We start from the raw sequence: 26,410 nt of genomic DNA on the forward strand, positions 1-26,410 counted from the left end.
CGGACAGGGCAGCGAAGAGGGCCAGGCGCGGCAACCAAAAGCGCCGTTCGGCATTGGCAAGCGCGCCAATTTTCTCGCACGCCGAAAGGGAACCGACATGAGCCTTGATAGACCCGTGGACGATGCGGAAGACCAGCCATACGAGCCGGCCTTCTTCGCCAGCAAATACGGTCTGCCGCCGCGGCTTGCCAAGACGATGATCGAGGCCAATGGCAGCGGGAGACGCGCCTGCGATGCCGCGGCTGCGACCTACCTCCGCTATGTCGCGCTTCGGCGCCGGCAGGGCGGTTGAGCCCGGCTGCCGGCCGCGCTGAACAGCCCGCATCGTTGCCATGCACATCAGCCCGGAACCAAAGCGGCGAACAGCGGTTTACACGGCGAAGGGATGCTTCAGGAATTGAGGAATAGAGCAATGAAAACAGTGCTTCTTGCTGCCCTGGTGCTCTGTGTCGCCGCACCCGCCGTGGCTTCCGCGGCGGAGGCCGATGTCGTCATCAGGACCCATCACAGGCATTATTATCATCACCGCCCCGCCGTTATCATCAACGAGGAAGGCCACCGTCTTCATCACCGCCATCACGGCACGGTCGCTTTCTATGACAATGGCGAGCGCGCCTGGCGTTATCGCCATCACCGCCGTGAGGACGCCGTGGTCGTCACGGGTTCGATCCACCGGCACCATCACCGTCCGGTCGTCGTCGAGGGCGGCTCCGACTACTGAGGTTCCGCGGCCCGGCTCGTGCGTGTGACGCATGGGCCGGGCGCAAAGCGATTGCAGTGATCGGCGAAAGCGCCAGAGCGCGTGATCTTCGCTCGGGCGGCCGTCGGGGGAGATTGCGCGTTACGCCTTCAACGCCCATTGGACTTCGCCGCGACACAACCCATATTTGAGCCATGGCTTTGAGCGTGAGCATCGCGCGGGTGGCCGTTTTCGCCGCTGCTCTCATGGCCGCGGCCGTCGTTTCTCCCTTCTCTTCCGCCGGGAGCGGGAAGGTTGCGTTGAGCGTCGCCATCGACGGCGCCATCGGGCCGGCGAGCACCAGGCAGCTTGAGGAAGCGCTCGACACCGCCGCCAAGCGCGATGCCGCGGTCCTCATCCTTCAGCTCGATACGCCGGGCGGCCTGGTCACCTCGATGCGCGAGATGATTGCCGACATCCTGGCCTCGTCCGTGCCGGTCATCGGCTATGTCGCGCCCTCTGGTGGCCATGCAGCCAGCGCCGGCACCTACATCCTCTACGCCACCCACGTCGCGGCGATGGCGCCCGGCACCAATCTCGGCGCCGCGACGCCGGTCGAGCTCGGCGGGTTGCCGTCGCTTCCGGGCAGCGACAAGGACAAGGACCAGAAGGATGCCACCGGGCGGCCGGCGGGCGACGCGATGATGGCCAAGGTGACCAATGACGCGGTCGCGCTCATCCGCTCGCTCGCCGAGATGCGCGGGCGCAACGGCGACTGGGGCGAGAAGGCGGTGCGCGAGGCGGCGAGCCTGTCGGCCAACGCCGCCCTGCAGGAACATGTCATTGACTTCGTCGCCCGCGACACCACCGAGCTTCTGCAACTTGCCGACGGGCGCACCGTCGAGGTGGCCGGCAGGAAAGAAGTGCTGGCGACCAAAGGGCTGCCGGTCGAGACGCTGGAGCCTGGCTGGTTCATCCGGCTGCTGGCCGTCATCACCGACCCGAATACCGCAATCATCCTGATGCTGGTCGGCGTCTACGGCCTCGTCTTCGAGTTCACCAGCCCGGGCGCCGTGGCGCCGGGCGTCATCGGCACCATCTGCCTGGTGCTCGGGCTCTATGCGCTGAACCTCTTGCCGATCAACTATACCGGTCTCGCGCTGATGCTGCTGGGCGTTGCCTTCCTGATCGTCGAGGCCTTCAACCCCACCGTGGTGCTGGGGTTGGGCGGCGTCGCCGCCTTCCTGCTCGGCTCGGCCATGCTGCTCAAGGTCGAAGGGCCGGGTTTTGCAATGTCGTGGGCGGTCATCGGCCCGGCCGCCGCTCTGACGCTCGGGCTGGCGCTGCTCACCGGCACCTATGTCTGGGCGGCGCGCAAGAACCCGCCGCGCGTCGGCGGCGAGGCCATGCGCGGCCTTCCCGTCGAGATTCTCGACTGGCAGGGCGGCGAGGGGCATGTGCTGGCTTTGGGCGAGCGGTGGCGGGCGAAGGCAGGCGAGCCAATGCAGCCCGGCGACCATGTCGAGGTGACCGCTGTCAGCGACCTCGTGCTGACGGTGCGGCGTCGCGATGCAGGCAACAACGGAGCAATAAAATGATGGTCGGTTACGTGGCCTATCTCGTCATTGCGGTGGCCGTGATCATTTTCCTGGCGGCGGCAATCCGCATTCTCAGGGAATATGAGCGCGGCGTGGTCTTCACGCTCGGCCGCTTCACCGGGGTCAAGGGCCCCGGCCTGATCATCCTCGTCCCCTTCGTCCAGCAGATAGTGCGGGTCGACCTGCGTGTGGTGGTGCAGGATGTGCCGCCGCAGGATGTCATCTCGCGCGACAACGTCTCGGTCAAAGTCAACGCTGTGCTCTATTTCCGCATCGTCGACGCCGAGCGGGCGATCATCCAGGTCGAGGATTTCATGGCGGCCACCAACCAGCTCGCGCAGACCACGCTGCGCTCGGTGCTCGGCAAGCATGAGCTCGACGAGATGCTGGCCGAGCGCGACAAGCTCAACAGCGACATCCAGGAGATACTCGACCAGCGCACCGATGCCTGGGGCATCAAGGTTTCCAATGTCGAGATCAAGCATGTCGACCTCAACGAGAGCATGATCCGCGCAATCGCCAAGCAGGCCGAGGCCGAGCGGCTGCGCCGCGCCAAGGTGATTAACGCCGACGGTGAGCAGCAGGCAGCGGCGAAGCTGGTCGAGGCCGGTCGCATGCTTGCAACCGAGCCGCAGGCCATGCAGTTGCGCTATTTCGAGGCCCTGCACGATATCGCCGGCGAGCGCTCGTCGACGGTGGTGTTCCCCCTGCCGGTGGAACTGCTCGGGCAGTTCATGAAGGCGCAGGGCAAGTGAGGCATTGACACTGCTCCTCCCCCAGCGGGCGGAATCAATCCGCCTCGCCTCCGGAGCCCTTGCCGCATTCCGCCAACACCTTGCCGATCGCTGCGCCAGAGCCTTTCAGGGGAAGCTCGCCTCGCCATATTTGTCCGTGGACACAGTCACGACGCCCTTGCCGCGCAAAAGCGAAAGCAGGGGCGAGGGACTTCGCCATGGGGAGGCTGTTTCTGGCCGTGTTCAGCACCTTGCCCACTGCCCGCCAAGACGCAACCTGGAACCACCTTGGGTGGCGGCTTTAACCCGGAAACAACTTTTCAGGCGCTTTTAATGACCCGATTGGAAATCGGTAACGGAGCCATGTGGCAGCATCTTACTGCAAATCTCGTTGCGGTGGCGCTGTTCGTCTCCGGCTGGAACTACGTCCAGCCCTGGCTTGAGGGGCGTTCGCAGAAGTTCAGGCTGCTGGCTTTCGGCTGCATCATGGGCTGGGGCGCGCTGACCTCGATGCTGCTGAGCGTCGAACTGCGGCCCGGCGTCCTCCTGGACTTCAGAACCTCGCTGGTCGCGACCGCCGGCCTGTTCGCCGGCCTGCCGGGCGCCCTGGTCGCCGCCGCCTTTCCGCTGGGATATCGCTTGGCGATCGGCGGACAGGGCCTGCCCGCCGGCCTGATCGGCATCGCGGTGGCAGTCGCCGCCGGCGTTCTCGCCAATCGCATCATGGGCCAAAGGCAACCACGCGCCTGGCAGGTGCTCTTGTTTGCGCTTTGCGTCGGCCTGGCCGTGTTCGTGCCGGCTTCCATCCTGCCGCAATCGACCGCGCCCGATATCCGCCTGATCCTGCCGCTGATCGCGCTCAACGCCGCGGCAACCGCCGTGGCCGGCCTCGTCGTGCTGCACACGCAGCTTGTCACCAAGGAGCGCGACCTGCTGCGCGCCGCCGTCGCCCAGGCGCCGGACTTCTATTACGTCAAGAATATGCGCGGCCAGTTCGTCGCCGTGAACCAGACGGTCGCCGCCCACAATGGTTACGATCATCCTGTGCAGATGACGGGCAGGACCGATTTCGACATAGCCGACGCGGCTCGCGCCCAAATCCTCTTCGGGCAGGAGCAGAGGATGCTGAAATCGGGCGAGGGGATCGCCGATTTCGAGGAACAGCTCCCCGACATAAAGGGCAATCTCCGCTGGTTCTCGACCTCGAAGACGCCGGTGCGCGATGTCGACGGCAACGTCATCGGCCTCGTCGGCGTCACGCGGGACATAACGGCGCACAAGCAAGTCGAACAGGCGCTGCTCGAGGCCAAGAACCAGCTATCCTATGCGCTCTCGGAAATGTCGGACGGCCTTGCCATGTTCGACGCCGAAGGCGCGCTGGTCTTTTGCAATGAGCAGTACCGGGAATTCTTTCCGCTGACCGGCGACCTGCGGGTGCCGGGCACGCGACTGCGCGACATCCTCGAAGCTGTGACGGTGACCGGCGAGCAGGTGGGCATTCCCAAGGGCCACGAGAGGGAATGGATAGATGCAGTGGTCGGTGCGCTTCACACGCCCGGCGAGCAGCAGATCAAGCTCTTCGATGGCCGCTGGCTGATGTTGAGGACGCGGCCCACCGAGGCCGGCCTGGCGCTCGTGGTCGTCTCCGACATCACCGAGATCAAGAGCACCGAGGGAGAGCTCACCACGCTCAGCAACCAACTGGCGCAGCTTGCCAACACCGATCCGCTGCTTGGTGTCGGCAATCGCCGCGCCTTCGATCAGAAGCTGGCCGGCGTGGTCGCGGACGCAAGCCAGTCCGACAGGGAATTCGCGCTGCTGCTGATCGATGTCGACTCCTTCAAGGCCTATAACGACCGTTACGGTCATCTCGCCGGAGATGAATGCCTGCGCCAGATCGCCGACTGCCTGCGTCAGCGCACGCGTGCCAGCGATTTCGTGGCGCGCTATGGCGGCGAGGAATTCGCCGTCATCCTGCCCGAGGTGTCGGCGGCCGGCGCGATCCGCGTTGCCGACAATTTGCGCGCCGCGGTGCGCGAGCGGGCGCTCGAACACGATCGCAGCGAGCGCAAGGTCGTCACCATCAGTATTGGGGTCGCCACCAGCGCCCCCGCCGCTCGCCACAACCCGACCAGCCTGATCCTCCGGGCCGACAAGGCGCTCTACGCTGCCAAGGCAGGCGGACGCGACGCCACGCGTCTGGCCGAGCCGGACGTTGGCTTCCAACCAATTCCGCTTCCACGCAAGGCATGAAAAGCTAGAGTGCTCCAAAACGCGGCGGGAAAAGCGCCAGAACGCACGGGCGCCGGCGCTCAGGCATCAATCCGCCTCGCCGCCCGAACCCTTGCCGCATTCGGCCAGCACCTTGCCGATCGCGACGCCGGAGCCTTTCAGCGGAAAGCTCGCCTCGCCATATTTGTCGGCGGAGACCGTCACCTCGCCCTTGCCGCGCAGCAGCAGCGAGAGCAGCGGGTCGGAGGGGCCGGAGAGCTCGGCGGTGAAGTAGTTGTACATCGCCTCGAGCTCAAGCTTTTTCGTCAGGCTCTTGTCGCCGGCCTTGAAGGTGAAGGAGCCGCTGATGCCTGGCTCCAACTGCCCGCCGGCGGCGCCGAGATCGAAACTCAGCATCGGCTTCTCGAAGCAGGTCAGCATCAGATGCGCGTCGCCCTTCGGCCCGCCGCAGACCGAAGCCGTCATCACGCTGCCGCCCTCGTCCTCCTCCATCTGAGCGGACCAGGCGCAGGACGCGGCATGGGCGGGCTGGCTGGTGAGGAGTGCCAGGATGAGTGTCGGCAATGCGGCTTTCATGATGTCCCCCTAGGCTAGGGGGGATCATACAGGGATTGGCGAAGGGCGGCGAGTGGCTGAGTGCGCTCACCTGCTCTCGGCCGGCTGGAACAGTTCCACCAGATTGCCGGAAGGATCGACCAGCAAGATCTGCTTGCCGCCTGGACCAGTCACGATTTCATTGCGGAAGGAGAGGCCGGCCGTGCGCAGCCGGGCAACCTCCGCCGCAAGATCCTCGACGATCAGATGAATGCGGTTCCAGCCTCCGGGGCCTGGCCGCTCGCCGTCAGGCATCGGCCTGCCGGCCGAGCTGGTCGGGCCGCTCAGCAGCAGCCGAAGGGCTCCGCGCGTCACATCCGCGAAGGCCGGCGCATGGTTGGAAAGCTGCTTGAAGCCAAGGTGCTGCGTGTACCAGGCCAGGGCATCCTCGACATTGTCGACCATGTAACGGACATTGACAGTCTCGGACGCGGACATGGTCTTGCCTCCCTGATCTCTTTCAAAACTAGGCCAAGCTACCGCCAGGCAGCCTCGTTCTTCTGCTCATAGTCGCGGAACGCCTTGATCAGGCCGCCCAGGACCTCCGCCGACGTTTCGAACATCGCCTTGAGTTGGGGCTCGTCAACCTTCGTTATATCATCCCGGAGGTGGTCTTGTATCTCCTGGAACGCTTTCTGCATTTTCTGGGTGTGATGCCGCGGATCGCGGTCAGCTGCGCTTGCCATTGTCCGTCTCCATTTTTGTGAAGCGCTCTGTTGCAAACGCGGGCGGCTGCGGGCGGGTTCCGTGGGTCGGCCAGCGTTTCGTTTCAAATCTGGGGTTTCTTCGGCGGGCGGGAGATAGGCGACGGCCAGTCTCCTTGCGGGGCAGATTGCACGCTCCTTCGCCGGCGCTTGCCGATATCGGCGTTTGCTCCAGCTATTTCACCGGCGTACGGAGACAAAAATCATGACCGAAGACGAAGCCGCGATCCGCCAGGTGGTCGAAACCTGGATGACGGCGAGCCGCAAAGGCGATCTGGAGACCGTGCTCGGCCTGATGACCGAGGACGTGGTCTTCATGGTTCCCGGCAAGGAGCCGTTCGGCAAGGAAGCCTTCGCCGCCGCCTCCAGGGGCATGGGCGAGACAAAGATCGACGGGGTGAGCGACATCGTCGAGCTCAATGTGCTCGGCGACTGGGCCTATATCCGCAACCGCATCGAGATGGCGGCGACACCGCCGGGGGGCGAGCCGGTGCGGCGGTCGGGCTATACGCTGACGCTGCTGAAGAAGGAGGCCGATGGGCGTTGGCGGGTGGCAAGGGACGCGAACTTGCTGGCGGGGTAGGCGCCGCCCTTATCGCCCCCTCGGATCCCGCGCCGCTCCCCCGCGCCGGTCCCCCGCGCGCGGAACACCGGGTTCGCGATCGCCGGCCCGATGCCTGCGATGGGCATCCGCCATTACCTCCGCCACGGCGGTACCGGCGCGAAGCGCTTGCCGATCCAGTCGGCGAAGGCGCGGGCCTTGGCGGCCTGGCCCTTGGCCGAGGGCATGACCACATAGACCGCGCCTTCGTCCGCCAGTGTCCAGTCCTCAAGGATCGGGACCAAGCGGCCACCGGCGAGCTCGCGGCCGACCAGCCAGTCGGTGCTCATCATCAGGCCGACGCCCTGCACGGCGGCCTCGACCAACACCTCGGCATCGTCGCTGACCAGCGGTCCCGAAATCTCGACACGCGCGTGCCGGCCCTCGCGGTCGGTCATTTCCCAGGCCGGAAAAGTCTGGAAGCCGGAGAAGCCGAGGCAGGCATGTTTGAGCAGCGCCTGCGGCGTTTCCGGCCTGCCCCTGCGGGCGAGGTAGGAGGGCGCCGCGCAGAGCAGCCGGCGCCGCGTCGCCACCTTGCGCGCCACCAGGCGAGAATCCTCCAGGCTGCCCAACCGCACGGCGACGTCGAAATTCTCGGCGACGAGATCGACGAAGCGGTTGGAGAATTCGGCCTCTATGCGCACATCCGGAAACTCGGCGAGGAACTGCGGCAGGAACGGGGCTATCCACATGCGCCCGAACGTGCCGGGCAGCGCCAGCCTGAGCAGCCCGCGCGGCCGGCCGCCGGCATGCGCGGAGGCGGCGGCTTCGGCCTCGTCGACAGAAGCCAGGATGGCGCGCACGCGAAGCAGGAATTCCGCGCCCGCCTCGGTCAGCGACACGCTGCGCGTCGTGCGGTGCAGCAGCCGCACCCCCAGCCGATCTTCCAGCGATTGCAGCCGGCGCGACAGGATGGTCGCGTCACGCCCGACCCGCGCCGCCGCCCGGGTGAAGGAGCGCGCCTCGGCGACGGCCGCGAAGGCGGCCATCTCGGCAAGGGCCGCGGGTTCGTGGGATTGCTGCATCATTTGCAATACTCAAATGCAAAAGCCGACAATTATCGAGGAATAGCGCAACAGATAGGTTCGCTCAACCGTCAATCGATCAGCCCACGGAGTGAACCCATGAAAGCCATCGAACTCAGCCAACCCAGGCTGGGACGCCTTCCGCGCCGCCAGCGTCGCCACGCCCGAACCGCAGCGCGGCGAGGTGCTGATCCGCCAGCGCGCGGCGAGCCTGAATTTCGTCGACGTCGCCGTGGCGAGCGGCAACTATCCCGGCCCGGTTTTCCCGCTCATACCCGTCGCCGACGGCGCCGGCGAGATTGTCGCGCTCGGCGAGGGCGTGACAAGGTTTGCCGTTGGCGACCGCGTCGTCGCCCATGCCAAGCCGCGCTGGATCGGCGGCCGGCCGCGTCCTTACGAAATGACTCAGATGCGCGGCATTTCGCTGCCCGGATCGCTCGCCGAATATGTCGCCCTGCCGGCCAATTCCATCGTGCCGGTGCCGGCGCATCTCTCCTTCGAGGCGGCCTCGACCCTGCCCATTGCCGGCACCACCGCCTGGAACGCGCTCCGCGCCGCCGATGTCGGGCCGGGATCGGTGGTCGTGCTGCTCGGCACCGGCGGCGTCTCGATCTTCACGCTGCAGCTTGCCAAGGCGGCCGGCGCCACCGTGATCATCACCTCGTCTTCGGACGAGAAGCTGGAGCGGGCCAAGGCGCTCGGCGCCGATCACCTGATCAATTACCGCTCGACGCCGGACTGGGACGGCAAGGTGCTGGAATTGACCGATGGCCTCGGCGCCGACCTCATCGTCGAGACCGGGGGCACCGCCACCTTCGCCCGCGCCGTCAACGCCACCGCGCCCGGCGGCACGCTGTTCACCATCGGCTTCGTCACCGGCGCCGAGGCGACCGTCAACCTGTTGCCGATCATCATCAAGGCGCTGAAAGTGGTGGGCAACAACACCGGATCGGTGTCCGACCTCAAAGACACCGCCCGCGCCATCGGCGCCGCCCGGATCGAGCCCGTCGTCGACAAGGTGTTTTCGCAGAACGAGGCGACCGAGGCCTATGCCCACATGGCCGCCGGCGGCTTGCATTTCGGCAAGCTGGTGTTCGGCCTGGATTGGTAGGGGAGCCTCCGTCCGAGATTGGCGAAAGCCGGCGAGCAGCCGATCTCCCCCATAAGTGGACAAGTGGGGGAGATCAGCAGTTTCCAGCACAGCCGCCTGGATCAACTTCTCCAGCGTGATCGGCACCGGCCCTTTCGCCGCGTCGTCGTCAGAACCTCACATTGAGGTTTGCCTTGGCGCCGTTGTCGACGCCGTGGGAACCGAACTGGCCGGCATAGGATAGGCCTAGCGTGGCATTGGCCGACATCGGCAGGTCGAACCCGGCCTCGATCACCGCGCTGTCCCTGGCGACAGGCACGCCGGCGATGGTGAAGGCATCGCCGCCGGCAAAGGCGAAGGTCGAGCTCGGTGTGACATCGCCAAAGGCATGGCGCCAGCCGAACGTGCCGCGCGCGGTCGCGCTTATGCCGCCGAGCGCGACGTCGGTCGAGGCGCGCAGCCCCAGCGTGATGAAGGTGGCGCTGGCGGTTGAACCGGCGCTGGTCAGCGCCGCGGCGCCGCCTTTCTCGGTGAAGCCGTCGGTGTGCACGCTGACATAGGCGAGATTGGCGAACGGCTCGAACTTGAACCGCCCCGCATCGGCCTTGTAGGCGAGTTCGCCGAACACCTGCGCCGTGCCGGCATCATAGTCGGCCGACAGTTGGTCGGCGAAGCCGTTGAAGGCGACCGCGCGTTTTGTCGAGATGCTGTTCCAGCTGTAGGCGGCGCCGGTGCGGAAGGCGATGGCGCCCCAGTTGGTGCCGCCGTAGAGACCGACATGGTAGCTGTCGGCGTCGCCGGAGGAATGGCGGGCGTGGGTATCGAAGGAGGAGTGGCTGTAGCCGCCGAGCAGGCCGACGCGCCAGCCGCCAGCCAGTGTATCGGCGCCGGCCAGCAATCCGCCGGTGGCGCGGCTGAAGGCGGCGGCATTGCCGTCCGAGTCCGTATTGCCCCAGGAACCAAAAGCCTGGCCCCAGACCGCGAAACGGTCGGTGTCGGCGGCGACCATTTCGGGCCCGCCTTCGCCATAGGCCATGACGGGCAGGGGTGCAGCACCAGCATCGCCGAAGGCAGCAGCGATGCGATTGGTGGCGGCGTCGCGCAGGAAGCGGCTGTCTTGCACCAGCATGCCTTTGGCCGAGGCATGGATCTCGCCCGACAGCTGGTCGAAGGCGTCCCGGGCAACTGATTCGCTCGGCAACGCCATGATGGCGTCATGGAGCGTGTTGCCGCTGCCCAAGCTTGCCGCGCCGCCGGCGGTGGCGATCTGGTTGGGCGTCAGGCCGACCGATGCAAAGGACTTTGCCTGCACCACGTCGAGATAGACATGCGTCGCGTCGTAATTGGCGAGAAGACCGATGAACGGGCCGCCCCCGTTGAGCGTGTAGGTCCCGCTGACGCCGCCATCGGCTTGAAGCACCGTGTAATGCGTGCCGAGCACATAAGGCGCGGCATCCGTCTTGACCACATCGAGGATCGCGCCGGCGGCGATTGTCGCCGTGCCCGTCGCCAGCAGGAGATCGGACTGGCCGGTCGAGGTCAGTTCGACCTGGTAGGTCGAGCCCGCCGCCTGGTCGATATCGCCCGCGACATTGAGCGTGCCGATCGAATTGCCCGGCGCGATGATGCCGCCCGACTGCGCCGCGATGCCGCCCACCGTGCCGTTGCCGCCCAGCACGCCGCCCGAGATCGTCACCAGCGAGTTGGCCAGCGAACCGTTCACGGCCAGCCGTCCGCCGATCACGTTGGTCGCGCCGGTGAAGCCGCTCGAATCGGCTGTCAGGTTCGTCGTGCCGGCGATCTGGTTGATCGTGCCCAGTCCGCTGACCGCCGCAGCGAAGGTGTAGTTCGCGCCGGTATGATTGAAATTGACCGCGCCGGTGCCGGCGCCGAACTGCAGCGCGGCCGGACCGAAGATGCCGGCGCCCGTCGCTGCGAAGCCTGCCGCGCCGCCGATGTTGAGCGTGCCGACGGAACCGGCATGGCTGGCTATGGTGACGGTGCCGCCGACCGAAACCGTGCCGCCGTTCGAAATCGTCAGTGTACCCGCGCCGTCGACGCCGACATCGAGGCCCGCGCTGCTGGTCCAGATCGAGCCGCCGCCGTCCACCGTCGCCGTGCCGGTCGAGCCTGGATTGTAACCGAGGTTGCCCCAGGCATTGCTGACCGCGCCGCCGTTCGAGACATTCAGTGCGGCGGTTCCGAGGCTGCCGACATAGAGGTCGCCGCTGTTGGCCCAGACAGAATTCGCACCACCCACCGTCACGGTACCTGTACCCGTGGCGGTGCCACCAATGATGCCGGCTGCGCTCTTGACGGTTCCCCCGTTCGAGATCGTCAGTGTGCCGGTGCCCGCGTTGCCGACGAGCAGGGTTGAGCCGTTGAGCCAGCTCGAGCCCGCGCCATCGACCGTCACCGTGCCGGTAGAGCCCCCCGAGTAACCCACCTGGCCGACAGTGTTCTTGACGGTGCCGCCGTTACGGATGGTCAGCGTGCCGATGCCACCTCCGCTGACACCGACATAGAGAGCCGAACTACCGTTCCATGTCGAGCCCGCGCCATCGACGATCGCGGTGCCAACGGAATAGTTGCCGACATAGCTCATCGTGGTGTTGACAGTGCCGCCGTTCGAAATCGTCAGCGTGCCGGTGCCATTCTGGCCGACGGCGAGAAGGTTTGCGCCATTTGTCCATGTCGAGCTCACGCCGTCGACCGTGACCGCCCCGGCAGAGCCCGCAACTTTGCCGACATAGGCCCCGTCACTCGTGACCACGCCGCCATTGGTGATCGTCAGTGTGCCCGTGCCAAGACTACCGACGGTGAGCTTGCCGCTGTTGGTCCATACAGCGCCCATGCCGTCGACCATCGCCGTGCCGATCGAGGCGGCACCATAGCCGACATAGGCCGAAGCACTGTTGACTGCGCCGCTCTTCGAGATCGACAGTGTGCCCGTGCTGAGACCGCCGACATACAGGTCCGCGCTGGTCCAGGTCGAGCCGGCGTTGGCGACGGACACCATGCCGGTCGAGCCCGTCGAATTGCCGACATAGGCCGTGAGATTGCTGACCGCGCCGCCGTTGGTGATCACCAGATTGCCGTTGCCGAAATCGCCAACAGCCAGGTTGGAACTGTTTGTCCAGGTCGAGCCGGTGCCGTCGACCGTCACCATGCCGTTGGAGCCTGCATGCCAACCGATGGTGCCGGTGGCGTTGCTGACCGCGCCCCCCTTGGTGACAACAAGCGCGCCGGTGCCATGTTCGGCGACATACAGGTCGCCGCTGTTGGTCCAGGTCGAGCCTGTCCCATCGACGGTCGCGATGCCGGTGCCGCCATAGCCAACATGACCCACGGTATCGCTGACACTGCCGCCGTTCGAGATCGTCAAGGTGCCGGTGCTGTTCGTACTCGACGCGAGGAAAAGGTCCGAGCTGTTGCTCCAGGCCGAGCCTGCTCCGGTAACGGTCACGACCCCGTTGGCGTTCGAAAGATAGCCTACAAAGCCGGCGGTGCTGGCGAGCGTGCCGCCGTTCTTGATCGTCAGCGAGCCTGTGTAGCTGTCGATGGTACCGAGAAACAGATAATGCGCGGCCGCATTCGGCCCGTTGACCACGGTCGGATTCGGGAACGTCGCATTGAGCGTAACGTCGTCGCCCGACGTCGGAACAGCACTGTTGTTCCAGTTTCCGGCGGTGAACCAATCCGTGGAGGCGGCACCGGTCCAGGTCTCGGCAGCCGAGGCAGTGATTGGCTGGCCCAGGCCGACCAGCGCGGTCGAGGTCAACGCCAGATACTTCAACGCCTTCGCCTTGCGGCTTCCAACCCTATGCTTCGGCATGCAATCCCCTGATATGACGATCATTTCGCCCTGCGCTGGCATGTCATCGGAGCCAGCCCTTGTCTTGGGCAGGGCCGCACTGGAATTGGACTGGAGCGAGATGCGGCAGCTTTTCCGTGCACTGTGATGGTTTGGCACCATCGGTCGGCTCGGGAACTGAAAGGGTTCCGACGGATAGGAAAGGAAATCGCGTCCCGCGGCGTGTTCCAGACATGTCGCGCTCTATCTGGCGCTGCTTGGCGTGTAGCCGAAGCGGCGGCGGAAGCAGCGATTGAAGTACGACACATCGCTGAAGCCGCTTATCAGCGCGATTTCGCTGACGCGCATTTCGTCATTGTGTCTTTGCGAGAGCATCCTGTGTGCTTTCTGCAAGCGCATTTCCAGAACACGCTCGGAGAAGCTGATGCCTGTCTCCTGGAGCAGGTCCTGGACATAGCGCGCCGACAGGCCGAGTTCCTTTGCGACGCCTTGCGCGGAGATGCCGGGATTGGCGAAATTGTCCGCAATCTTCGCCAGCACTGCCTGCAGCCTTGCCGCCCGAAGGCCGCGCAGGCCGGCCAGTTCGGCATCGTCGCCTTTCGCGCCGGTGACCAGCCCGATCAGATCGACGATCGTTTCCGTCGCGTGGGTTATCAGGTCGGGCGAGGCGAGGGGGCGGCCGCTCTCGAGCAACTGGCAATAGCGTTTGAGAAGATCGAGGGCTTCGTTTTCGACACCGATCTTCAACGCCAGCCTGTCATCGATCTGCGGGAAGGCCTGGGTGAGGATCGCGCGCGGGACGACCACGTTCGTCCACAGGTTTCGGTCGGCCCCGGTCATTTTCAGCGCTTCCGCCGCCGTGACCAGGGCTGCTTCGCCACGGCCGACGCTGTACTCGCGGCCGGCCTGCGCCCCGGTCAGCACGGTGTCGGCCCTGTTGATTAGCAGCAGATATCCGTCATTGCCGTCATCGGCGATGTTGCTCGTCTTCCTTGTCGCGTGCTTGATTGTCCCGGCCATCTGGCCAAGCACCAGCGATCCGACGGCCGTGGCCTCGATCGCTGCTTCGAAAGGCAGTTTTTCCGATATGCTGTATTCGACCGACCAGATCTTGGCGACATGGATATCCTGCCAGAGCGAAAATCGATCCCGGTCGCCAAGATGCTCCGGCAAATCAGCCGATGAAAACACCGTCTTTCGTGACAAGGAAGCGCCCCGCTAACACCCGCAGTCTCAAAAAATCGAACGCGACGCTTTCCATTCCAGGAATAACCAGCAACATTGATGGCGTGGCGTTCAACCGGTTGAACGCCTTAAACGTGCTCAACCACGCTTGGCGTCACCCGAAAGTATTACGCCAGCAAAATCCTTCAGGCGGGATCGGTGCCTTGCACCGGGTCGCAGTCAAAACGTTGCTGGTTTCATCGTTTGCCCGCCACCCATCATGCGAGGGGCGGAGCATGCTGAGGTGTAGGAGAAACGGTGGAAAGGCTGAGCCGCGAAGTCCTGAGTTCGATTGTCGGCGATATCTACGATTGCGTGTTGAACCCGGAAGGCTGGACCGGGGTCATGGTCCGCATCACCGAAACCATGGACGCGGCGTATAGCACCATCGCGCTTGCCAACATTGAAGGCAATCACGGCCGCTTCGCCGCCCGGTCGCCCTGGGATGCCGAGCAGATGCGTGTGCTCCAGGAGGATTACGACTTTGAGGCGATTCCCGGACTGAAGGCCGTGGTCGTCGGCGATATCGACACGCCCGTCGCGACGCTCTCGCATATGAGCGAAGCCGAACTCCAGCGGACGCCTTTCTTCCAGAATTGGGCCAAACCGCAGGGATTGCGTGAAGGCTGCATCATCAAATTCGTCCATACACCGGATCGGATCGGCCTCATGGGTTGCACCACGCGGGCCGACCGCGAGATCATATCCGCCGAGGAGCAGCATTTCATGGCATTGCTCTCGCCGCATCTGCGCCGCGCCTCCCTCATCGGGGATCTGCTCGATCAGGCCCGCGTGACCGCCAGTCTTTATCGCCAGGCGCTCGACTACCTGGCCGTGCCTGTCGTGCTGACTGGTGCCAACGGGGCAATCCTCCATGCCAATGGGGCTGCTCAACAGATGTTTTCGGCGCAAGGTCCCATTCTTTCCCGGCATGGCCTGCTCCAGGCGCAGAATACGGCGGTGGTCCCCGCCCTGCAGGAAGCGATCGCCAGTGCCGCGAGCGCGGATGCCTCGCTTGGCTCGCGCGGCATAGGCCTGCCCATTTCGGCCGCGGGCCAGCCGCCCGCCGTCGCCTATGTATTGCCCTTGACCGAAGGGACCGCGCGGGCGGCTTTCCGGCCGGCCTGCGCCGCTGTTTTCGTGTCGACCACGACGTCCGCCTCGCCACTGCCGGAGGCCGTTCTCACCACGCTGTTCGACCTGACGCCGGCGGAGGCGCGCGTCCTGCTCAGGATCGGCAGCGGCTTGTCCGCGTCCAGGAGCGCGGTGTCGCTCGGCATCGGCGAGAACACCTTGAAGACCCACCTCAACCGGATCTTCGCCAAAACCGGCACGCGGCGCCAAGCCGATCTCGTCAAACTCATTTCGGACATAGGCACGCCCCTCGCGGCTCCCGGATCATAGTGGTGGGGCGTCTGAATTTGCTTGCCTCCCCCTTGCGGCGGGATCAGCAGCATCGCGCCGCGCGGCACGCGCCGATCGGCTGCGGCTGATCGGCCACACCGAGCCGGAAAATGCCGCGGCGCGTTCCAGGACAATTCCAGTGCGGCTCAGCCCAAGACGCGGCCGGCGGACGATGCAACACCAGGGCCTCGGCAAGCAGCCGGATTCCCGCAGGGCATTACCGCGGCGGGGAACGCAACATTTGGGGCAGCAACCTGACAATGAAAACCATTCTTCTCGCCACAGCCATCATTCTCGCGCCTGTCGGCATGGCATGCGCGGCGGACGTCAATGAGGGTTCGCCTGTAGCCGCCTACGACTGGTCCGGTCTCTATGCCGGCGTTCAATTTGGCTACGCGGCCGGAAAATCCAATCTCTTCATCGCCGGCGCCGGCGTTGGGGGTACCGACGTTAGCGATCCCGTCGATCCGAATGGTTTTATTGGCGGCATCCATGTCGGCGTCAACCAGGAATTGGCGAACCGTTTCGTGCTCGGTGCCGAGGCTGACCTTGCGTACAACAATGTCGATGGACTTACGACCTTCGCCAATGGCGGCAACACGTTGCTCAAGAGCGAACTCAAGTGGTCGGGGTCGGCGCGGCTGCGGGCCGGCTATGCTTTCGATCGGACTTTGCCTTACATCACCGCGGGCGTGGCCGCGGCCAAATATGAACTGACCGCGATTACCGGCACTCCCAGCGGTGACATAACACTCCACAACGAAGCCTATATTGGCTGGACTGTAGGAGCCGGCGTCGAGCACGCCTTCACCGACAAGTGGATCGCTCGCGTCGAGTATCGCTACTCCGACTTCGGCAGCAAGGCTCTCTCGGCCGCGGCCGGTCTTGCCACGGTGACGAACGTCGATCTCAAGACGCACGATTTGCGGGTCGGCCTCAGCTACAAGTTCTGATCTGTCCGAACAAAACCCCGCGGCGGCATTTTTCCGCCGGGGAAGGCAACACTTTGGGGACAGCAGACAAGCAATGAAAACAGTACTTCTCGCCACGGCCTTTCTACTCGAGCCTGTCGGCATGGCGTCCGCCGCGGACGTCGATTCAACCTCGCCCGTCGCGGCCACCTACAACTGGTCTGGCGCCTATGTCGGGGCACAAGCCGGATATGCCTGGGGCGATGCAAGGGTCGGTCAGACTTTTGCGCCTGGCAGTTTCGAGGATTACGGCTGGGGCTACAGCCCATCCGGCGGCTTCGGCGGCTTGTATATCGGCTACGCCAAGCAGTTCGACGGCGGCCTGGTTCTCGGTGTCGAGGGCGACTACAGCTTTGCCAACGTCAAGGACACAACGGCCTATCAGGCTCTGGGGGTCGACGATCCTGCCTTCGGTGGCGTGCTCGAGCTGAAGGCGGTCGGGTCTGTCCGCCTGAGAGCCGGCTACGCGATGGATCGTTGGCTTCCCTTCCTCACCGGCGGCCTTGCGGTGGCAAACTACAAGCACACCACCGTCAACCTTCCGAGCGGAGATGCCTATGCCGACGTCGACGATACGATTGCGGGCTACACACTGGGCGCCGGTCTCGAGTACGCCGTAACCGACAATTGGCTCGTCCGGGGCGAATACCGCTTCGCCGATTTCGGCCGTCACACCTCTGTGCGTCACTCGACCTTCGATGGGGCTCCTATCAACAAGGATGCGATCGAACTGACAACGCACGATATCCGCGTCGGGATCGCCTACAAATTCTGATCAGCCGTCTCGCGCGAACAGAACCCGGGCGCGTCGGGGTGCCTGAAACGCGTCCATACAGGGAGATTGGCCGCTTCAGCGCGGGCGCTAAATCAACTTCTCCAGGGTGATCGGCAAATCCCGTACCCTTTTCCCCGTCGCGTGGAACACCGCGTTGGCAATCGCCGGCGCGATACCGACGATCGCCAGTTCCCCGACGCCCTTGCCGCCAAGCGCGGAGGAGTGCGGGTCGGGGATGCCGACCGAGATCGTCTGGATGTCGGGGATATCGGCATTGGTCGGCAGCATGTAGTCGGCGAAATTGCCGTTGACGATGCGGCCGTGGCGGCGGTCGACGATGCCTTCTTCCAAGAGCGCCTGGCCGATGCCCATGATGATGCCGCCCTTCCACTGGCTTTCCGCCAGCTTCGGGTTGTAGAGCCGGCCCGAATCCAGCGCTGACACCACGCGCGACACACGCACCGTGCCGAAATCCTCGTCGACGCGCACCTCGACGAAATGCGCGCACCAGGAATAGCGCGAATAGTCGCCTTCGGTGTGTGGGATCGACATGGCGATGGTGGTGTAGTTCTTGTAGCGCTCCTCCGGCGTCGTGCTTGCCGGCAGCGTGTCGCCCTTGGCCTCAATCTTTTCGCGGCCGACAGCGGACATGAACTCCGCGATCGACAGCTCCGGTCCTTCGCCGCGCGGCGAGGCGATGCGGCCGTCCCGCACCTGCAGCGTGTTCGCCTGCAGCTTCTGGAAGGGCGAGCGCGGGTCGGAAAGCGCGAGCCCGATCAGCTCGTCCAGCGCCTGGCCGGCCGCCTTGTAGACAGCGCCGGTCATGACGCCGGCAAGCCGTGAGCCGCCGGTGACGCCGGCGCGGGCGAAATGCGAGTCACCGAGCTTCACCGACACCCGCTCCACCGGCACGCCGAGCGTTTCGGCCGCGGTCTGCGCCAGGATCGTGTAGGTGCCCTGGCCCATGTCGATGGAGGAGCTTTCGACCTCGACCGAACCATCGGCTTTGAGCTTCACCACCGCCTCGCCATGCGCGCGCCGCACCGGATAGGTGCCGGCCGCAACACCCCAGCCGATGAGCTGGTGGCCGTCGCGCATCGAGCGCGGCGCGTTGCTGCGCTTCGCCCAGCCGAAGGCCTCGGCGCCGGCGGCAAAGGCCTCGCGCAACTGGCGTGTTGACCACGCCTTCTTGGTGTGCGGGTCCTGTTCGGCATAATTGATCAGCCGCATCTCCAGCGGATCCAGCCCAAGCTCATAAGCAAGCTCGTCGATGGCGCTTTCGATGCCGAAGGCGCTTGGGTTCTCGCCCGGCGCGCGTTTTGCCCCCGGTACCACCGTGTTGACCCGCACGACATTCTGCTTCGAGGAGAAGTTTGGCGTGGCATACATGATCGAGGTGACCGAACCGAGCGGCTCGACCCACATGCCGTCGACGGCCGTCTCGTTGACGCCTCGATGTACGATCGACTGGATCTTTCCATCCCTGTCGGCGCCGATGGCAACGGTCTGCCGTGTCGCGGCGCGGCCGCCATAGGACGTGAAATTCTGCGGGCGGTTGAGCACCAGCTTCACCGGGCGCCCGAGCATCTTTGCCGCCGCCGCCGCCACCGCGCTGTGGGCGAGCGCCAGCGCCTTGGAGCCAAAACCGCCGCCGATATAGGGCGATACGAGCCGCACATTTTCGAACGGCACGCCGAACCATTCGGCATAGGTACGCGCCATGCCGTCCAGCCATTGGCTCGGCTCCCAGATGGTCAGCTCGTCACCTTCCCAGCGCGCGATCAGCCCATGCGGCTCCATCGCCGCCTGGAATTCGCGCGGCGTGTTGTAGGCCGCGCAGATGCGCACTGGCGCCTCGGCGAAGGCAGCTTGAGCGTCGCCCCATTCCTTGGTCATGGCGTCGATCGGGATGCCGTCGCCGGCCTTGCCGTCGCTCAGGTCGACGATGGCTGGCGTTTCGTCATACCAGACCTTGACGAGTGCTGCCGCAGCCACCGCCTGCTCGAAGGTCTCGGCCACAACGGCCGCGACATGCTGGCCGGAGTAGGTGACCGCGCGGGCGAGGGGATTGTAGGTTGGTTGCGATGGCGGATTGCCCAGCCAGTCCGATGCACCCTTCAGCTCCATGATGGTGTCGGGCGTCAGCACGGCGAGCACGCCAGGCGCGGTCTCGGCCGCGCGCGTGTCGATGGCGTTGACGTTGCCCGCGGCGATGGTTGCGCCGACGAGCACCGCATGCGTCAGCCCTTCGAGCTGCTGCTCGACGGCGTAGTGGGCCGCGCCGGTGATCTTGGCCGGACCGTCGACGCGCGACAGGCGCCCGCCGACCGCTTCGAGCCGCGCGCTGTCCGACGCGGCGTGTTTCATGTCATGAACGGTCATGCCGTCTCTCCCAATTTGAGGATTGCGCGCGCGATCACGCGCGGCGCCAGCGCAATCTTGTAGTGGTTGGCGCCGTGGTCGACAGCGCCCTCCATGGCGAGCTCACTCGCCTTGCGGACGATGTCTTCGTCGAGCGCCTTGCCCTTCAGCGCGTCCTCGACGGCACGCGCGCGCCATGGCTTGGTGGCGACGCCGCCCAGCGCGACGCGGATGTCGCGGATGGTGCGACCATCGCCTTCGAGCTCCAGCCCAACGGCAGCGCTTGCCGCCGCGAATTCATAGGACTGGCGGTCGCGCACCTTGATGTAGGTCGAGCGCCTGGCCGCGGCCGAGCCGGGGATTTCTATTGCGGTGATCACCTCGCCGGGGCGGATGTCGCGCTCCTGCTCGGCGGTGGCGCCTGGCGCGAGGAAGAAGTCCTCCACCTTGAGCTTGCGCTCGCCAAGATCGACCTCGGCGTCGAAGGCGACGAGCGCCACCGCCAGGTCGCCCGGATAGGTGGCGATGCAGGCCTCGCTGGTGCCGAGCACGGCATGGCCGCGCGTCACCCCGCCGATCGCCGAGCAGCCGCTGCCCGGCGCACGCTTGTTGCAGGTCGGAAAATTTTGCGGATCGCGGAAATAGGGGCAGCGCGTGCGCTGCATCAGATTGCCGCCGATGGTGGCCATGTTGCGCAACTGCGCCGACGCCGCCTGCCAGAGCGCTTCCGACACGGCGGGGAAGAGGCTCTTCACTTGCGGGTTGTCGGCGACATGGCTCATCTTGGCCAGCGCGCCGATGAAGGCGCGGTCGGCAGTCACGTCGACAGCGTTGAGCCCTTCGATGTGGCTGATGTCGATGACAACAGTAGGTTCGGCGACGCCGCATTTGGCGAGGTCGATGAGCGTCGTGCCGCCGGCCAGCAGCATGGCGCCGGGAAGGGCTGCGGCGTTGCGCGCGGCCTCGACGCTGTCGGCGCGGAGATAGGAAAAGTCTCTCATGAGCGCAGCTCCTGTGCGGCCTGGCGGACGGCGGCGACGATGTGCGGATAGGCGCCGCAGCGGCAGAGATTGCCGGCCATGTACTCGCGGATTTCCTCGTCGGAGCCGGCATGACCCTCGCGGATGCAGGCCACCGCCGACATGATCTGTCCCGGCGTGCAATAGCCGCACTGGAAGGCGTCCTGCTCCAGGAAGGCGGCCTGTACGGCGTGCAGCGTGCCGTCTTCGTCGGCAAGGCCCTCTATGGTGGTGATCGAGCGGCCCTCGACCTGGGCCGCCAGCGTCAGGCAGGCGAGCACACGCTCGCCGTCGACATGCACGGTGCAGGCGCCGCACTGGCCCTGGTCGCAGCCTTTCTTGGTGCCGGTGAGATGCAGCCGGTCGCGCAGCGCGTCAAGCAGCGTCACACGCGGTTCGACGTCGAGGGAATGCGCGCGGCCGTTGATGGTGAGATGGATGGAAAGCGCGGTGGGACTGGCCTTGCTGTTCAAGATGTGGCCGTCTTCGGGAGGATCGATGATCGTCTGGCTGGTCATAAGGCGTCGGGCTCCGATTGCTGGACGCTAGGCGGATGGAAATGGGGCTTGAGCGGAGAGGGACAAGGGCGACGTATGAGGGGAAGCGCCGGCGGCGAAGAGACTAATCTCCCCCCTTGCGGGGGAGATGCCCGGCAGGGCAGAGGGGGGGTGTGAAGGAACGCGGCGTTTGCGGCTGTCGTTCACAAGCCACCCTCGCAGAGGAAGTGCCTGTTATCGGCTGAGAGGTCGGCGGGACAGCACCCCCCTCTGGCCTGCCGGCCATCTCCCCCGCAAGGGGGGAGATTAGCAGTTCCCACGTCCCACTCCAGCGGCCAGGCAAAGCTTTCCGTCCTTCTCTACGTGACATACCGCTTCCCCTGGTTATATGATAAAGGTACTCCACTAAAGCGGAGGTGCCTCCGTTTATTTAACTGGGGTCTGGCCAGTGATGGTTCAACCCCCCATATTGCGTTCGGTGGAGAAAAAAGTGCCTGACCGTGAAATGACCGCTGAAGCGACGCGCGATCCGCCGGCGCCAAAGCCGTTGCGCGCCGATGCGCAGCGCAACCGCGACAGACTGGTCGAGGTGGCGGCGCAGGCTTTCGCGGCCGACGGCGTCGACGCCTCGCTGGAGGAGATCGCCAAGCGGGCAGGGGTCGGCATCGGCACGCTCTACCGCCATTTCCCGACGCGCGAGCATCTGGTCGAGGTGGTCTATCGCCGCGAGGTGGAAGGGCTTTGCCACGCGGCCGACGAACTGGCGCGCGAGCATCCGGCCGATGTCGCCCTCGAACTTTGGATGCAGCGCTTCGTCGACTACATCGCCACCAAGCGCGGCCTCGCCACCAGCCTGCGCCTTCTGCTCACCACCAACTCGACGCTGTTCTCCGACACCTCCGGCCGTGTCTCGGGCGCGATGCGGGGCCTGATCGAGGCTGCCGCCGCCGCAGGCAAGATCCGCCCCGATGTCGACGCCTCCGATGTCATGCATGCGCTCGGCGGCATCTACTCCGCGCCGAACACGCCCGACTGGCGCGAGCGATCGGGGAGGCTGGTGAAGCTTTTGATGGACGGCTTGAGGTTTGGAGCGAAAGAATAGGGCCCAGCGAGGCGGCTATCCCTTTTCTTCCACCAGGATGACTAGGGATTCGGGCACCACGCCGTCGAACTCCATGGCATCGGCAGCTGCCTTGCTCTGCATCAGGGCCGCCAGCTTGTCCATATCCGGAACGTCCATCATTACAGCCACCCGGTCACGATTCTGCGGATCGACGAAGGTGCGGATGTTGGTTATGCCAAGCGGACCGAATAGTTCCTTGCGCTTAGGTGATGTGAGCCAGTGCTTGGCGCCTTTTTTGATATCGTGGTGGCCGATGACAGTTGGCATGAGATCCTCCCGCGGTGACGCCGGCAGGCCAAATCGACCGCCTTGTTGCGATCTACCGCCTGTCAGTCAGCGCCTTTTCCGTAGGCCTGTCAATTAGCGATTGCTGATGGACCAGAGGAGGCCGACAGCTGCAAGGACGCCCATTTTTCCGCACATCAGCTCGTCATTCCAAATCTGGAAACTACATAGGCGGGGCCAACCCACAGTGCAGAAGGAACGATTCATGCCTGAACAGTTGACATTGAACGACGCCGCCACGATCCCTCAGATCGGCCTCGGCGTGTGGCAAGTCGATCCCGACATCACCGCCAAGGTCGTGCGCTGGGGCATCGAGGCCGGTTATCGCCTCATCGATACCGCCGAGGGCTACCGCAACGAGGAAGGCGTCGGCGAGGCGATCCGCGCGGCCGCCGTGCCGAGGGACGAGTTGTTCATCACCTCCAAGCTGCGCAACGGCGCGCATCAGCGCGACGAGGCGTTGCGCGCTTTCGACGATACGATGCGGAAGCTCGGTATCGACCGGATCGACCTCTTTCTCATCCACTGGCCGGTGCCCAGCCAGAACAAATATGTCGAGGCCTGGAAGACGCTGGTTGAGCTAAAGCAGGCCGGCCGTATCAAGTCGGTGGGCGTCTCGAACTTCAACCAGGATCATCTGGAACGCATCATCGGCGAGACCGGCGTGACGCCGGTCGTCAACCAGATCGAACTGCACCCGCGCTTCCAGCAGCGCGACAAGCGCGAGTTCCACAAGAAGCACGGCATCCATATCGAGAGCTGGAGCCCGCTGGGCAGCGGTCGGCTGCTGGCGGACCCGACGCTGGAGAAGCTGGCGAAGAAGCACGGCAAGTCGGTGGCGCAGGTGATCATCCGCTGGCACCTGCAGGAGGGCCTGGTCGTCATTCCGAAGTCGATCCACCAGGAGCGCATCGCGAGCAATTTCGACGTTTTCGGCTTCGAGCTGGATGCGAGCGACATGCAGACCATCCACGGCCTGGATTCGCGTGATGGCCGGACGGGGCCGGACCCGGCGACGGCGGCGTTTTTGTTCTAAACGAAAGTCAGAGGCCTGGCGGGGACCCGGTTACGGCAAAATACTGGAGCGCGCCGGGCAGGCCGCTTGCTTTCATCTCGCCTTGTTCCTCGAAGGTCAAGCCGGAGCCGACGACTAGGTCGCGCATCGTTCGCGATGCGATGATCTGGCCCGGCTTGGCATGGTCCAGAAGCCGCGCCGTGACTTCGATGGCGATGCCGGAAAAGTCCTCGCCACGCGCCTCGCACTCGCCGATGTGAATCGCCGCGCGAACCTTGAGGCCGCATGGCCCCAGGCGATTGGCGATCGCCATCGCGCATTCGATCGAGCGCGTCGGCCGCTGGAATGCGGCAAGGAGCGTGTCACGCGATCGCCTGATCTCCGAGCCGCCGCCAAGCAGCAATCCGTCGCGAACGATGTCTGCCTGCCCGGCCGCTTTCGCGTCGTCGGCCGCGCCGTCGATGGCGAGCGCCAGCACCGATATCAGCACCTTTTCCGCTCGCGCCGGCGGCAGCGCACCGATCACGAAATCCCTGATCTGGTCGATTAGGCCGTCGCAGTCCTCGCCCCAGATCACGTGGTCCCTTCCGGCAAGCTCGACATATCTGGCGCCTTCGATATGCGTCGCCAGATAGCGTCCTTCCTCCGGCTTCACCCAGCGATCGCCGGTCCGCTGCAGCACGAGCGTCGGGACATGGATCGCCGGCAGGATGTCGCGCACGTCGATCTCGGTGCCCCAGCGCCAGAGCGCGATCGCGTCGGCCGGCGAGGCCGAATTTCTGAGATAGGCGGCGAACCACTCGCGCTCGACCATGTTTTCGATCAGGCTGGGCGCGGCGTTGCGCATGTCGGCGGGCTCGCCCCATTGTCGTTCGACGGTGTCGATATCCTGTTGCACCTCATCGACGGTTCGGGCCCAGGGATAATCCTTCGACCATGTGCCTCTGGCATAAGCTCCAGTGAGCACCAACGCGGCGGTGCGTTCTGGATAGGTGGCGGTAAACAACAGGCACATCGGTCCGCCCTCGGAACTGCCGAACAGCACCGGGCGATCGGAGCCGACATCGTCCAGCACGGCGCGCACGTCTTCCATGCGCTGTTCCAGCGTCGGCAGGCCGACATTGCGGTCTGAGAGGCCGGTGCCACGCTTGTCGATGCGGATCAGACGCGAGAAGGAGCCGAGCCGCTTCAGCACATGCGCCAAGCGCGGCGATGCCCAGGCCAGGTCGAGATTGGAGACCCAGCCCGGCACGTAGACGAGGTCGACCGGCCCATCGCCGGTCACCTGGTAGGCGATGTTCACCCCCGACGATTTGACATAGTGAGTTGGTGGCCGCGCGGGTTCGGGGCTCGAAGCCGAGGGCCGGGCAGGAGACGCGATGCGGCGGGCGCGCAACTCGTCATGCAAGTGCCGGGTTTCGGCTTCCGGCATCAGCCGCAGCTCGCGCTGCAGCGCGTCGCGGCAGACCTCATATTGCTTCAGCGCCAGGTTGACGCGCCCTTGAGCCGCGTAGCTTCGCATCAGGGCACGATGGGCATCCTCGCGCAGCGGCTCCATCGCCAGCAGGCGCATGGCGGCCCGTATGCAAGCGGCGGGGTCAGCTGCGGTGGTGTAATGATTGATCAGCCTGTCCAGCGCCGCGACGGCGATCGCCCGCAGGCGCTCGCGCTCGACCCGCAGCCATTCCTCGAACGGCTCTTCCCGCAGGCCGAGCCCGTCGAGCAGGTCGCCGCGATAGAGGGCGGCGGCCTGTTCGAGATCCTCGGGCGCGGGGCCCGCGGCCAGCGCCTCGAAGCGCGCCACGTCGAAATCGATATCGTCGAGGTGAAGCGCAAGGTTCGCGCCGTCGGTGAGGAAGCGCCCCCCGCCCGCGACGCTTATCGCCTTGCGGACGGACGACACCGCCTGCCTCAGGCTCATCCGCGCCTGGGCCTCGCCATTGAGGCTCCAGAGCAGCGCCGCGAGCTTTTCGCGCGACTGCGCCTGCCCGGCCTGCAGCGCAAGGTAAGCCACCATGCCGCGCGCCTTGCGACTGAAGGCCGGAGCCGTCGCCCCGACGCCGTTAAAGTCGAAACCACCCAGCAGGTGAAGATGCGGCGCCGTCATCGGAAGCCACCCCGACCATGATCGAGGCAATTCTTTCGCTTAGCAGTCTCTAATTCAACCCGGATCTCATGCGGCCAGCATTTTTCACGATTTGATCACGCCGGTTGCTGCGTGTCTCTCACGGTCCTCCTCCAGATTATCCGCATTGGACATCAATCTGAGGAGGATGCCGTGCAACGCCCGAGCGAATGGCCAATCTGGCATGGCGACGACCAAATCGGCGGGCAGGACATCAGCGCGCCGTGTCGGCATGATATTGCGCTGGCGTGGTACCTTGACCGGCAACGCAAGCATCGGCAGGTGAGTACATCCATCGTCGACTTCGAAGGGTTCGCGCTTCGGCTTCTTGCCTTCGCGACCTGGATCGGGTCGGCACTCTCTCGGCGTGCCGAAAAAGTTTTTGCAACTAGGTTTAAGCCCAGAAGCCGCCTTCTGTAAGATCACGACAGCTAACGCCGCTTATTGGCGAAAGCCGGTGCACAGCCAATCTCCCTCCTTGTGGGGAAATGTCCCCTACTGGGGGATCGGCCGTCACGGCCGCTTGCACCAAATAGTCGG

The 26,410-nt window shown here is 65.1% G+C and carries 24 protein-coding genes; 12 read left to right on the top strand and 12 right to left on the bottom strand.

The features are described from left to right. The first annotated feature begins 97 nt into the window (after positions 1 to 97). The 5 genes from AC0YKC_RS14075 to AC0YKC_RS14095 all read left to right on the top strand — a co-directional run bounded on the left by AC0YKC_RS14075 (position 98) and on the right by AC0YKC_RS14095 (position 5,264). Complete coding sequence (locus tag AC0YKC_RS14075) at positions 98 to 292, top strand: hypothetical protein (RefSeq protein ID WP_488511464.1); 195 nt, start codon at positions 98 to 100, stop codon at positions 290 to 292. A gap of 120 nt (positions 293 to 412) precedes the next feature. Next, on the top strand, positions 413 to 721 hold the full coding sequence (locus tag AC0YKC_RS14080) for a hypothetical protein (RefSeq protein WP_488511465.1): 309 nt from the start codon (positions 413 to 415) through the stop codon (positions 719 to 721). 185 nt (positions 722 to 906) lie between these two features. Beyond that, positions 907 to 2,277, top strand: a complete 1,371-nt coding sequence (locus AC0YKC_RS14085; protein WP_488511466.1) for an NfeD family protein — start codon at positions 907 to 909, stop codon at positions 2,275 to 2,277. Further along, entirely contained in the window at positions 2,274 to 3,032 is a 759-nt protein-coding gene (locus AC0YKC_RS14090; protein WP_488511467.1) for a slipin family protein, read from the top strand. The genes AC0YKC_RS14085 and AC0YKC_RS14090 overlap by 4 nt, the downstream gene beginning before the upstream one ends. Before the next feature lie 312 nt (positions 3,033 to 3,344). Next, positions 3,345 to 5,264 carry a diguanylate cyclase gene (locus AC0YKC_RS14095; protein WP_488511468.1) on the top strand — a complete coding sequence of 640 codons (1,920 nt, stop codon included), beginning with the start codon at positions 3,345 to 3,347 and terminating at the stop codon, positions 5,262 to 5,264. A gap of 66 nt (positions 5,265 to 5,330) precedes the next feature. Here AC0YKC_RS14095 and AC0YKC_RS14100 read toward each other — a convergent pair whose 3' ends face one another. From AC0YKC_RS14100 to AC0YKC_RS14110, 3 genes are all read right to left on the bottom strand, one after another. After that, complete coding sequence (locus AC0YKC_RS14100) at positions 5,331 to 5,819, bottom strand: hypothetical protein (protein WP_488511469.1); 489 nt, start codon at positions 5,817 to 5,819, stop codon at positions 5,331 to 5,333. A 66-nt stretch (positions 5,820 to 5,885) separates the two neighbouring features. Next, positions 5,886 to 6,275 (bottom strand): VOC family protein, encoded by a 390-nt coding sequence (locus tag AC0YKC_RS14105; protein ID WP_434722161.1) that lies wholly within the window; start codon positions 6,273 to 6,275, stop codon positions 5,886 to 5,888. Positions 6,276 to 6,313: 38 nt separating this feature from the next. Then, positions 6,314 to 6,523 carry a hypothetical protein gene (locus AC0YKC_RS14110; protein WP_434722162.1) on the bottom strand — a complete coding sequence of 70 codons (210 nt, stop codon included), beginning with the start codon at positions 6,521 to 6,523 and terminating at the stop codon, positions 6,314 to 6,316. 223 nt (positions 6,524 to 6,746) lie between these two features. Here AC0YKC_RS14110 and AC0YKC_RS14115 point away from each other — a divergent pair, with 223 nt between their 5' ends. Continuing rightward, complete coding sequence (locus AC0YKC_RS14115; RefSeq protein WP_320296012.1) at positions 6,747 to 7,124, top strand: SgcJ/EcaC family oxidoreductase; 378 nt, start codon at positions 6,747 to 6,749, stop codon at positions 7,122 to 7,124. Positions 7,125 to 7,237: 113 nt separating this feature from the next. On the opposite strand, the gene AC0YKC_RS14120 is transcribed toward AC0YKC_RS14115, so the two are convergent. Further along, on the bottom strand, positions 7,238 to 8,167 hold the full coding sequence (locus tag AC0YKC_RS14120; protein WP_488511526.1) for a LysR family transcriptional regulator: 930 nt from the start codon (positions 8,165 to 8,167) through the stop codon (positions 7,238 to 7,240). Positions 8,168 to 8,351: 184 nt separating this feature from the next. Between AC0YKC_RS14120 and AC0YKC_RS14125 the strand changes: the two genes are divergently transcribed. After that, complete coding sequence (locus AC0YKC_RS14125; RefSeq protein WP_488511470.1) at positions 8,352 to 9,278, top strand: zinc-dependent alcohol dehydrogenase family protein; 927 nt, start codon at positions 8,352 to 8,354, stop codon at positions 9,276 to 9,278. 148 nt (positions 9,279 to 9,426) lie between these two features. Here the strand turns inward: AC0YKC_RS14125 and AC0YKC_RS14130 are convergent, their stop codons facing one another. Continuing rightward, on the bottom strand, positions 9,427 to 13,092 hold the full coding sequence (locus tag AC0YKC_RS14130; protein ID WP_488511471.1) for an autotransporter outer membrane beta-barrel domain-containing protein: 3,666 nt from the start codon (positions 13,090 to 13,092) through the stop codon (positions 9,427 to 9,429). Between the two features lie 222 nt (positions 13,093 to 13,314). Further along, on the bottom strand, positions 13,315 to 14,262 hold the full coding sequence (locus AC0YKC_RS14135) for an AraC family transcriptional regulator (RefSeq protein ID WP_488511472.1): 948 nt from the start codon (positions 14,260 to 14,262) through the stop codon (positions 13,315 to 13,317). Positions 14,263 to 14,553: 291 nt separating this feature from the next. On the opposite strand from AC0YKC_RS14135, the gene AC0YKC_RS14140 reads away from it, so the two are divergent. From AC0YKC_RS14140 to AC0YKC_RS14150, 3 genes are all read left to right on the top strand, one after another. Next, positions 14,554 to 15,699: a LuxR C-terminal-related transcriptional regulator gene (locus tag AC0YKC_RS14140; RefSeq protein WP_488511473.1), complete on the top strand. Its 1,146-nt coding sequence runs from the start codon at positions 14,554 to 14,556 to the stop codon at positions 15,697 to 15,699. A gap of 110 nt (positions 15,700 to 15,809) precedes the next feature. Next, positions 15,810 to 16,652 (top strand): outer membrane protein, encoded by an 843-nt coding sequence (locus AC0YKC_RS14145; RefSeq protein ID WP_488511474.1) that lies wholly within the window; start codon positions 15,810 to 15,812, stop codon positions 16,650 to 16,652. A 73-nt stretch (positions 16,653 to 16,725) separates the two neighbouring features. Next, positions 16,726 to 17,445 (top strand): outer membrane protein, encoded by a 720-nt coding sequence (locus AC0YKC_RS14150; RefSeq protein WP_488511475.1) that lies wholly within the window; start codon positions 16,726 to 16,728, stop codon positions 17,443 to 17,445. A gap of 87 nt (positions 17,446 to 17,532) precedes the next feature. On the opposite strand, the gene AC0YKC_RS14155 is transcribed toward AC0YKC_RS14150, so the two are convergent. The 3 genes from AC0YKC_RS14155 to AC0YKC_RS14165 are packed head-to-tail and all read right to left on the bottom strand — an operon-like array spanning position 17,533 to position 21,343. After that, positions 17,533 to 19,827: a xanthine dehydrogenase family protein molybdopterin-binding subunit gene (locus AC0YKC_RS14155; protein ID WP_488511476.1), complete on the bottom strand. Its 2,295-nt coding sequence runs from the start codon at positions 19,825 to 19,827 to the stop codon at positions 17,533 to 17,535. Further along, positions 19,824 to 20,807 (bottom strand): FAD binding domain-containing protein, encoded by a 984-nt coding sequence (locus tag AC0YKC_RS14160; RefSeq protein WP_488511477.1) that lies wholly within the window; start codon positions 20,805 to 20,807, stop codon positions 19,824 to 19,826. Before AC0YKC_RS14160 ends, AC0YKC_RS14155 begins: the two co-directional genes overlap by 4 nt. After that, positions 20,804 to 21,343, bottom strand: coding sequence for a (2Fe-2S)-binding protein (locus AC0YKC_RS14165; RefSeq protein ID WP_488511478.1), 540 nt, complete (start codon positions 21,341 to 21,343; stop codon positions 20,804 to 20,806). Before AC0YKC_RS14165 ends, AC0YKC_RS14160 begins: the two co-directional genes overlap by 4 nt. Before the next feature lie 484 nt (positions 21,344 to 21,827). On the opposite strand from AC0YKC_RS14165, the gene AC0YKC_RS14170 reads away from it, so the two are divergent. After that, complete coding sequence (locus AC0YKC_RS14170; RefSeq protein ID WP_488511527.1) at positions 21,828 to 22,424, top strand: TetR/AcrR family transcriptional regulator; 597 nt, start codon at positions 21,828 to 21,830, stop codon at positions 22,422 to 22,424. 15 nt (positions 22,425 to 22,439) lie between these two features. Here the strand turns inward: AC0YKC_RS14170 and AC0YKC_RS14175 are convergent, their stop codons facing one another. Then, on the bottom strand, positions 22,440 to 22,712 hold the full coding sequence (locus AC0YKC_RS14175; protein WP_320296001.1) for a hypothetical protein: 273 nt from the start codon (positions 22,710 to 22,712) through the stop codon (positions 22,440 to 22,442). A 223-nt stretch (positions 22,713 to 22,935) separates the two neighbouring features. Here AC0YKC_RS14175 and AC0YKC_RS14180 point away from each other — a divergent pair, with 223 nt between their 5' ends. Continuing rightward, positions 22,936 to 23,766: an aldo/keto reductase gene (locus AC0YKC_RS14180; RefSeq protein WP_488511479.1), complete on the top strand. Its 831-nt coding sequence runs from the start codon at positions 22,936 to 22,938 to the stop codon at positions 23,764 to 23,766. 7 nt (positions 23,767 to 23,773) lie between these two features. Here AC0YKC_RS14180 and AC0YKC_RS14185 read toward each other — a convergent pair whose 3' ends face one another. Beyond that, positions 23,774 to 25,852 (bottom strand): alpha/beta fold hydrolase, encoded by a 2,079-nt coding sequence (locus AC0YKC_RS14185; protein ID WP_488511480.1) that lies wholly within the window; start codon positions 25,850 to 25,852, stop codon positions 23,774 to 23,776. Positions 25,853 to 25,936: 84 nt separating this feature from the next. Beyond that, a complete protein-coding gene (locus AC0YKC_RS14190; RefSeq protein ID WP_320295998.1) occupies positions 25,937 to 26,296 on the bottom strand; it encodes a hypothetical protein in 360 nt (119 codons plus the stop codon). Between the last annotated feature and the right edge of the window lie 114 nt (positions 26,297 to 26,410).

The sequence above is a fragment of the Mesorhizobium sp. CNPSo 4661 genome (assembly GCF_057784215.1).

Coding starts and splice junctions, on each gene's coding strand:
- AC0YKC_RS14110 (WP_434722162.1), bottom strand. CDS start 6,523: ATGGCAAGCGCAGCTGACCGCGATCCGCGGCATCACACCCAGAAAATG.
- AC0YKC_RS14130 (WP_488511471.1), bottom strand. CDS start 13,092: ATGCCGAAGCATAGGGTTGGAAGCCGCAAGGCGAAGGCGTTGAAGTAT.
- AC0YKC_RS14120 (WP_488511526.1), bottom strand. CDS start 8,167: ATGCAGCAATCCCACGAACCCGCGGCCCTTGCCGAGATGGCCGCCTTC.
- AC0YKC_RS14115 (WP_320296012.1), top strand. CDS start 6,747: ATGACCGAAGACGAAGCCGCGATCCGCCAGGTGGTCGAAACCTGGATG.
- AC0YKC_RS14180 (WP_488511479.1), top strand. CDS start 22,936: ATGCCTGAACAGTTGACATTGAACGACGCCGCCACGATCCCTCAGATC.
- AC0YKC_RS14170 (WP_488511527.1), top strand. CDS start 21,828: ATGACCGCTGAAGCGACGCGCGATCCGCCGGCGCCAAAGCCGTTGCGC.
- AC0YKC_RS14150 (WP_488511475.1), top strand. CDS start 16,726: ATGAAAACAGTACTTCTCGCCACGGCCTTTCTACTCGAGCCTGTCGGC.
- AC0YKC_RS14105 (WP_434722161.1), bottom strand. CDS start 6,275: ATGTCCGCGTCCGAGACTGTCAATGTCCGTTACATGGTCGACAATGTC.
- AC0YKC_RS14100 (WP_488511469.1), bottom strand. CDS start 5,819: ATGAAAGCCGCATTGCCGACACTCATCCTGGCACTCCTCACCAGCCAG.
- AC0YKC_RS14155 (WP_488511476.1), bottom strand. CDS start 19,827: ATGACCGTTCATGACATGAAACACGCCGCGTCGGACAGCGCGCGGCTC.
- AC0YKC_RS14095 (WP_488511468.1), top strand. CDS start 3,345: ATGACCCGATTGGAAATCGGTAACGGAGCCATGTGGCAGCATCTTACT.
- AC0YKC_RS14185 (WP_488511480.1), bottom strand. CDS start 25,852: ATGACGGCGCCGCATCTTCACCTGCTGGGTGGTTTCGACTTTAACGGC.
- AC0YKC_RS14080 (WP_488511465.1), top strand. CDS start 413: ATGAAAACAGTGCTTCTTGCTGCCCTGGTGCTCTGTGTCGCCGCACCC.
- AC0YKC_RS14075 (WP_488511464.1), top strand. CDS start 98: ATGAGCCTTGATAGACCCGTGGACGATGCGGAAGACCAGCCATACGAG.
- AC0YKC_RS14090 (WP_488511467.1), top strand. CDS start 2,274: ATGATGGTCGGTTACGTGGCCTATCTCGTCATTGCGGTGGCCGTGATC.
- AC0YKC_RS14165 (WP_488511478.1), bottom strand. CDS start 21,343: ATGACCAGCCAGACGATCATCGATCCTCCCGAAGACGGCCACATCTTG.
- AC0YKC_RS14175 (WP_320296001.1), bottom strand. CDS start 22,712: ATGCCAACTGTCATCGGCCACCACGATATCAAAAAAGGCGCCAAGCAC.
- AC0YKC_RS14160 (WP_488511477.1), bottom strand. CDS start 20,807: ATGAGAGACTTTTCCTATCTCCGCGCCGACAGCGTCGAGGCCGCGCGC.
- AC0YKC_RS14145 (WP_488511474.1), top strand. CDS start 15,810: ATGCCGCGGCGCGTTCCAGGACAATTCCAGTGCGGCTCAGCCCAAGAC.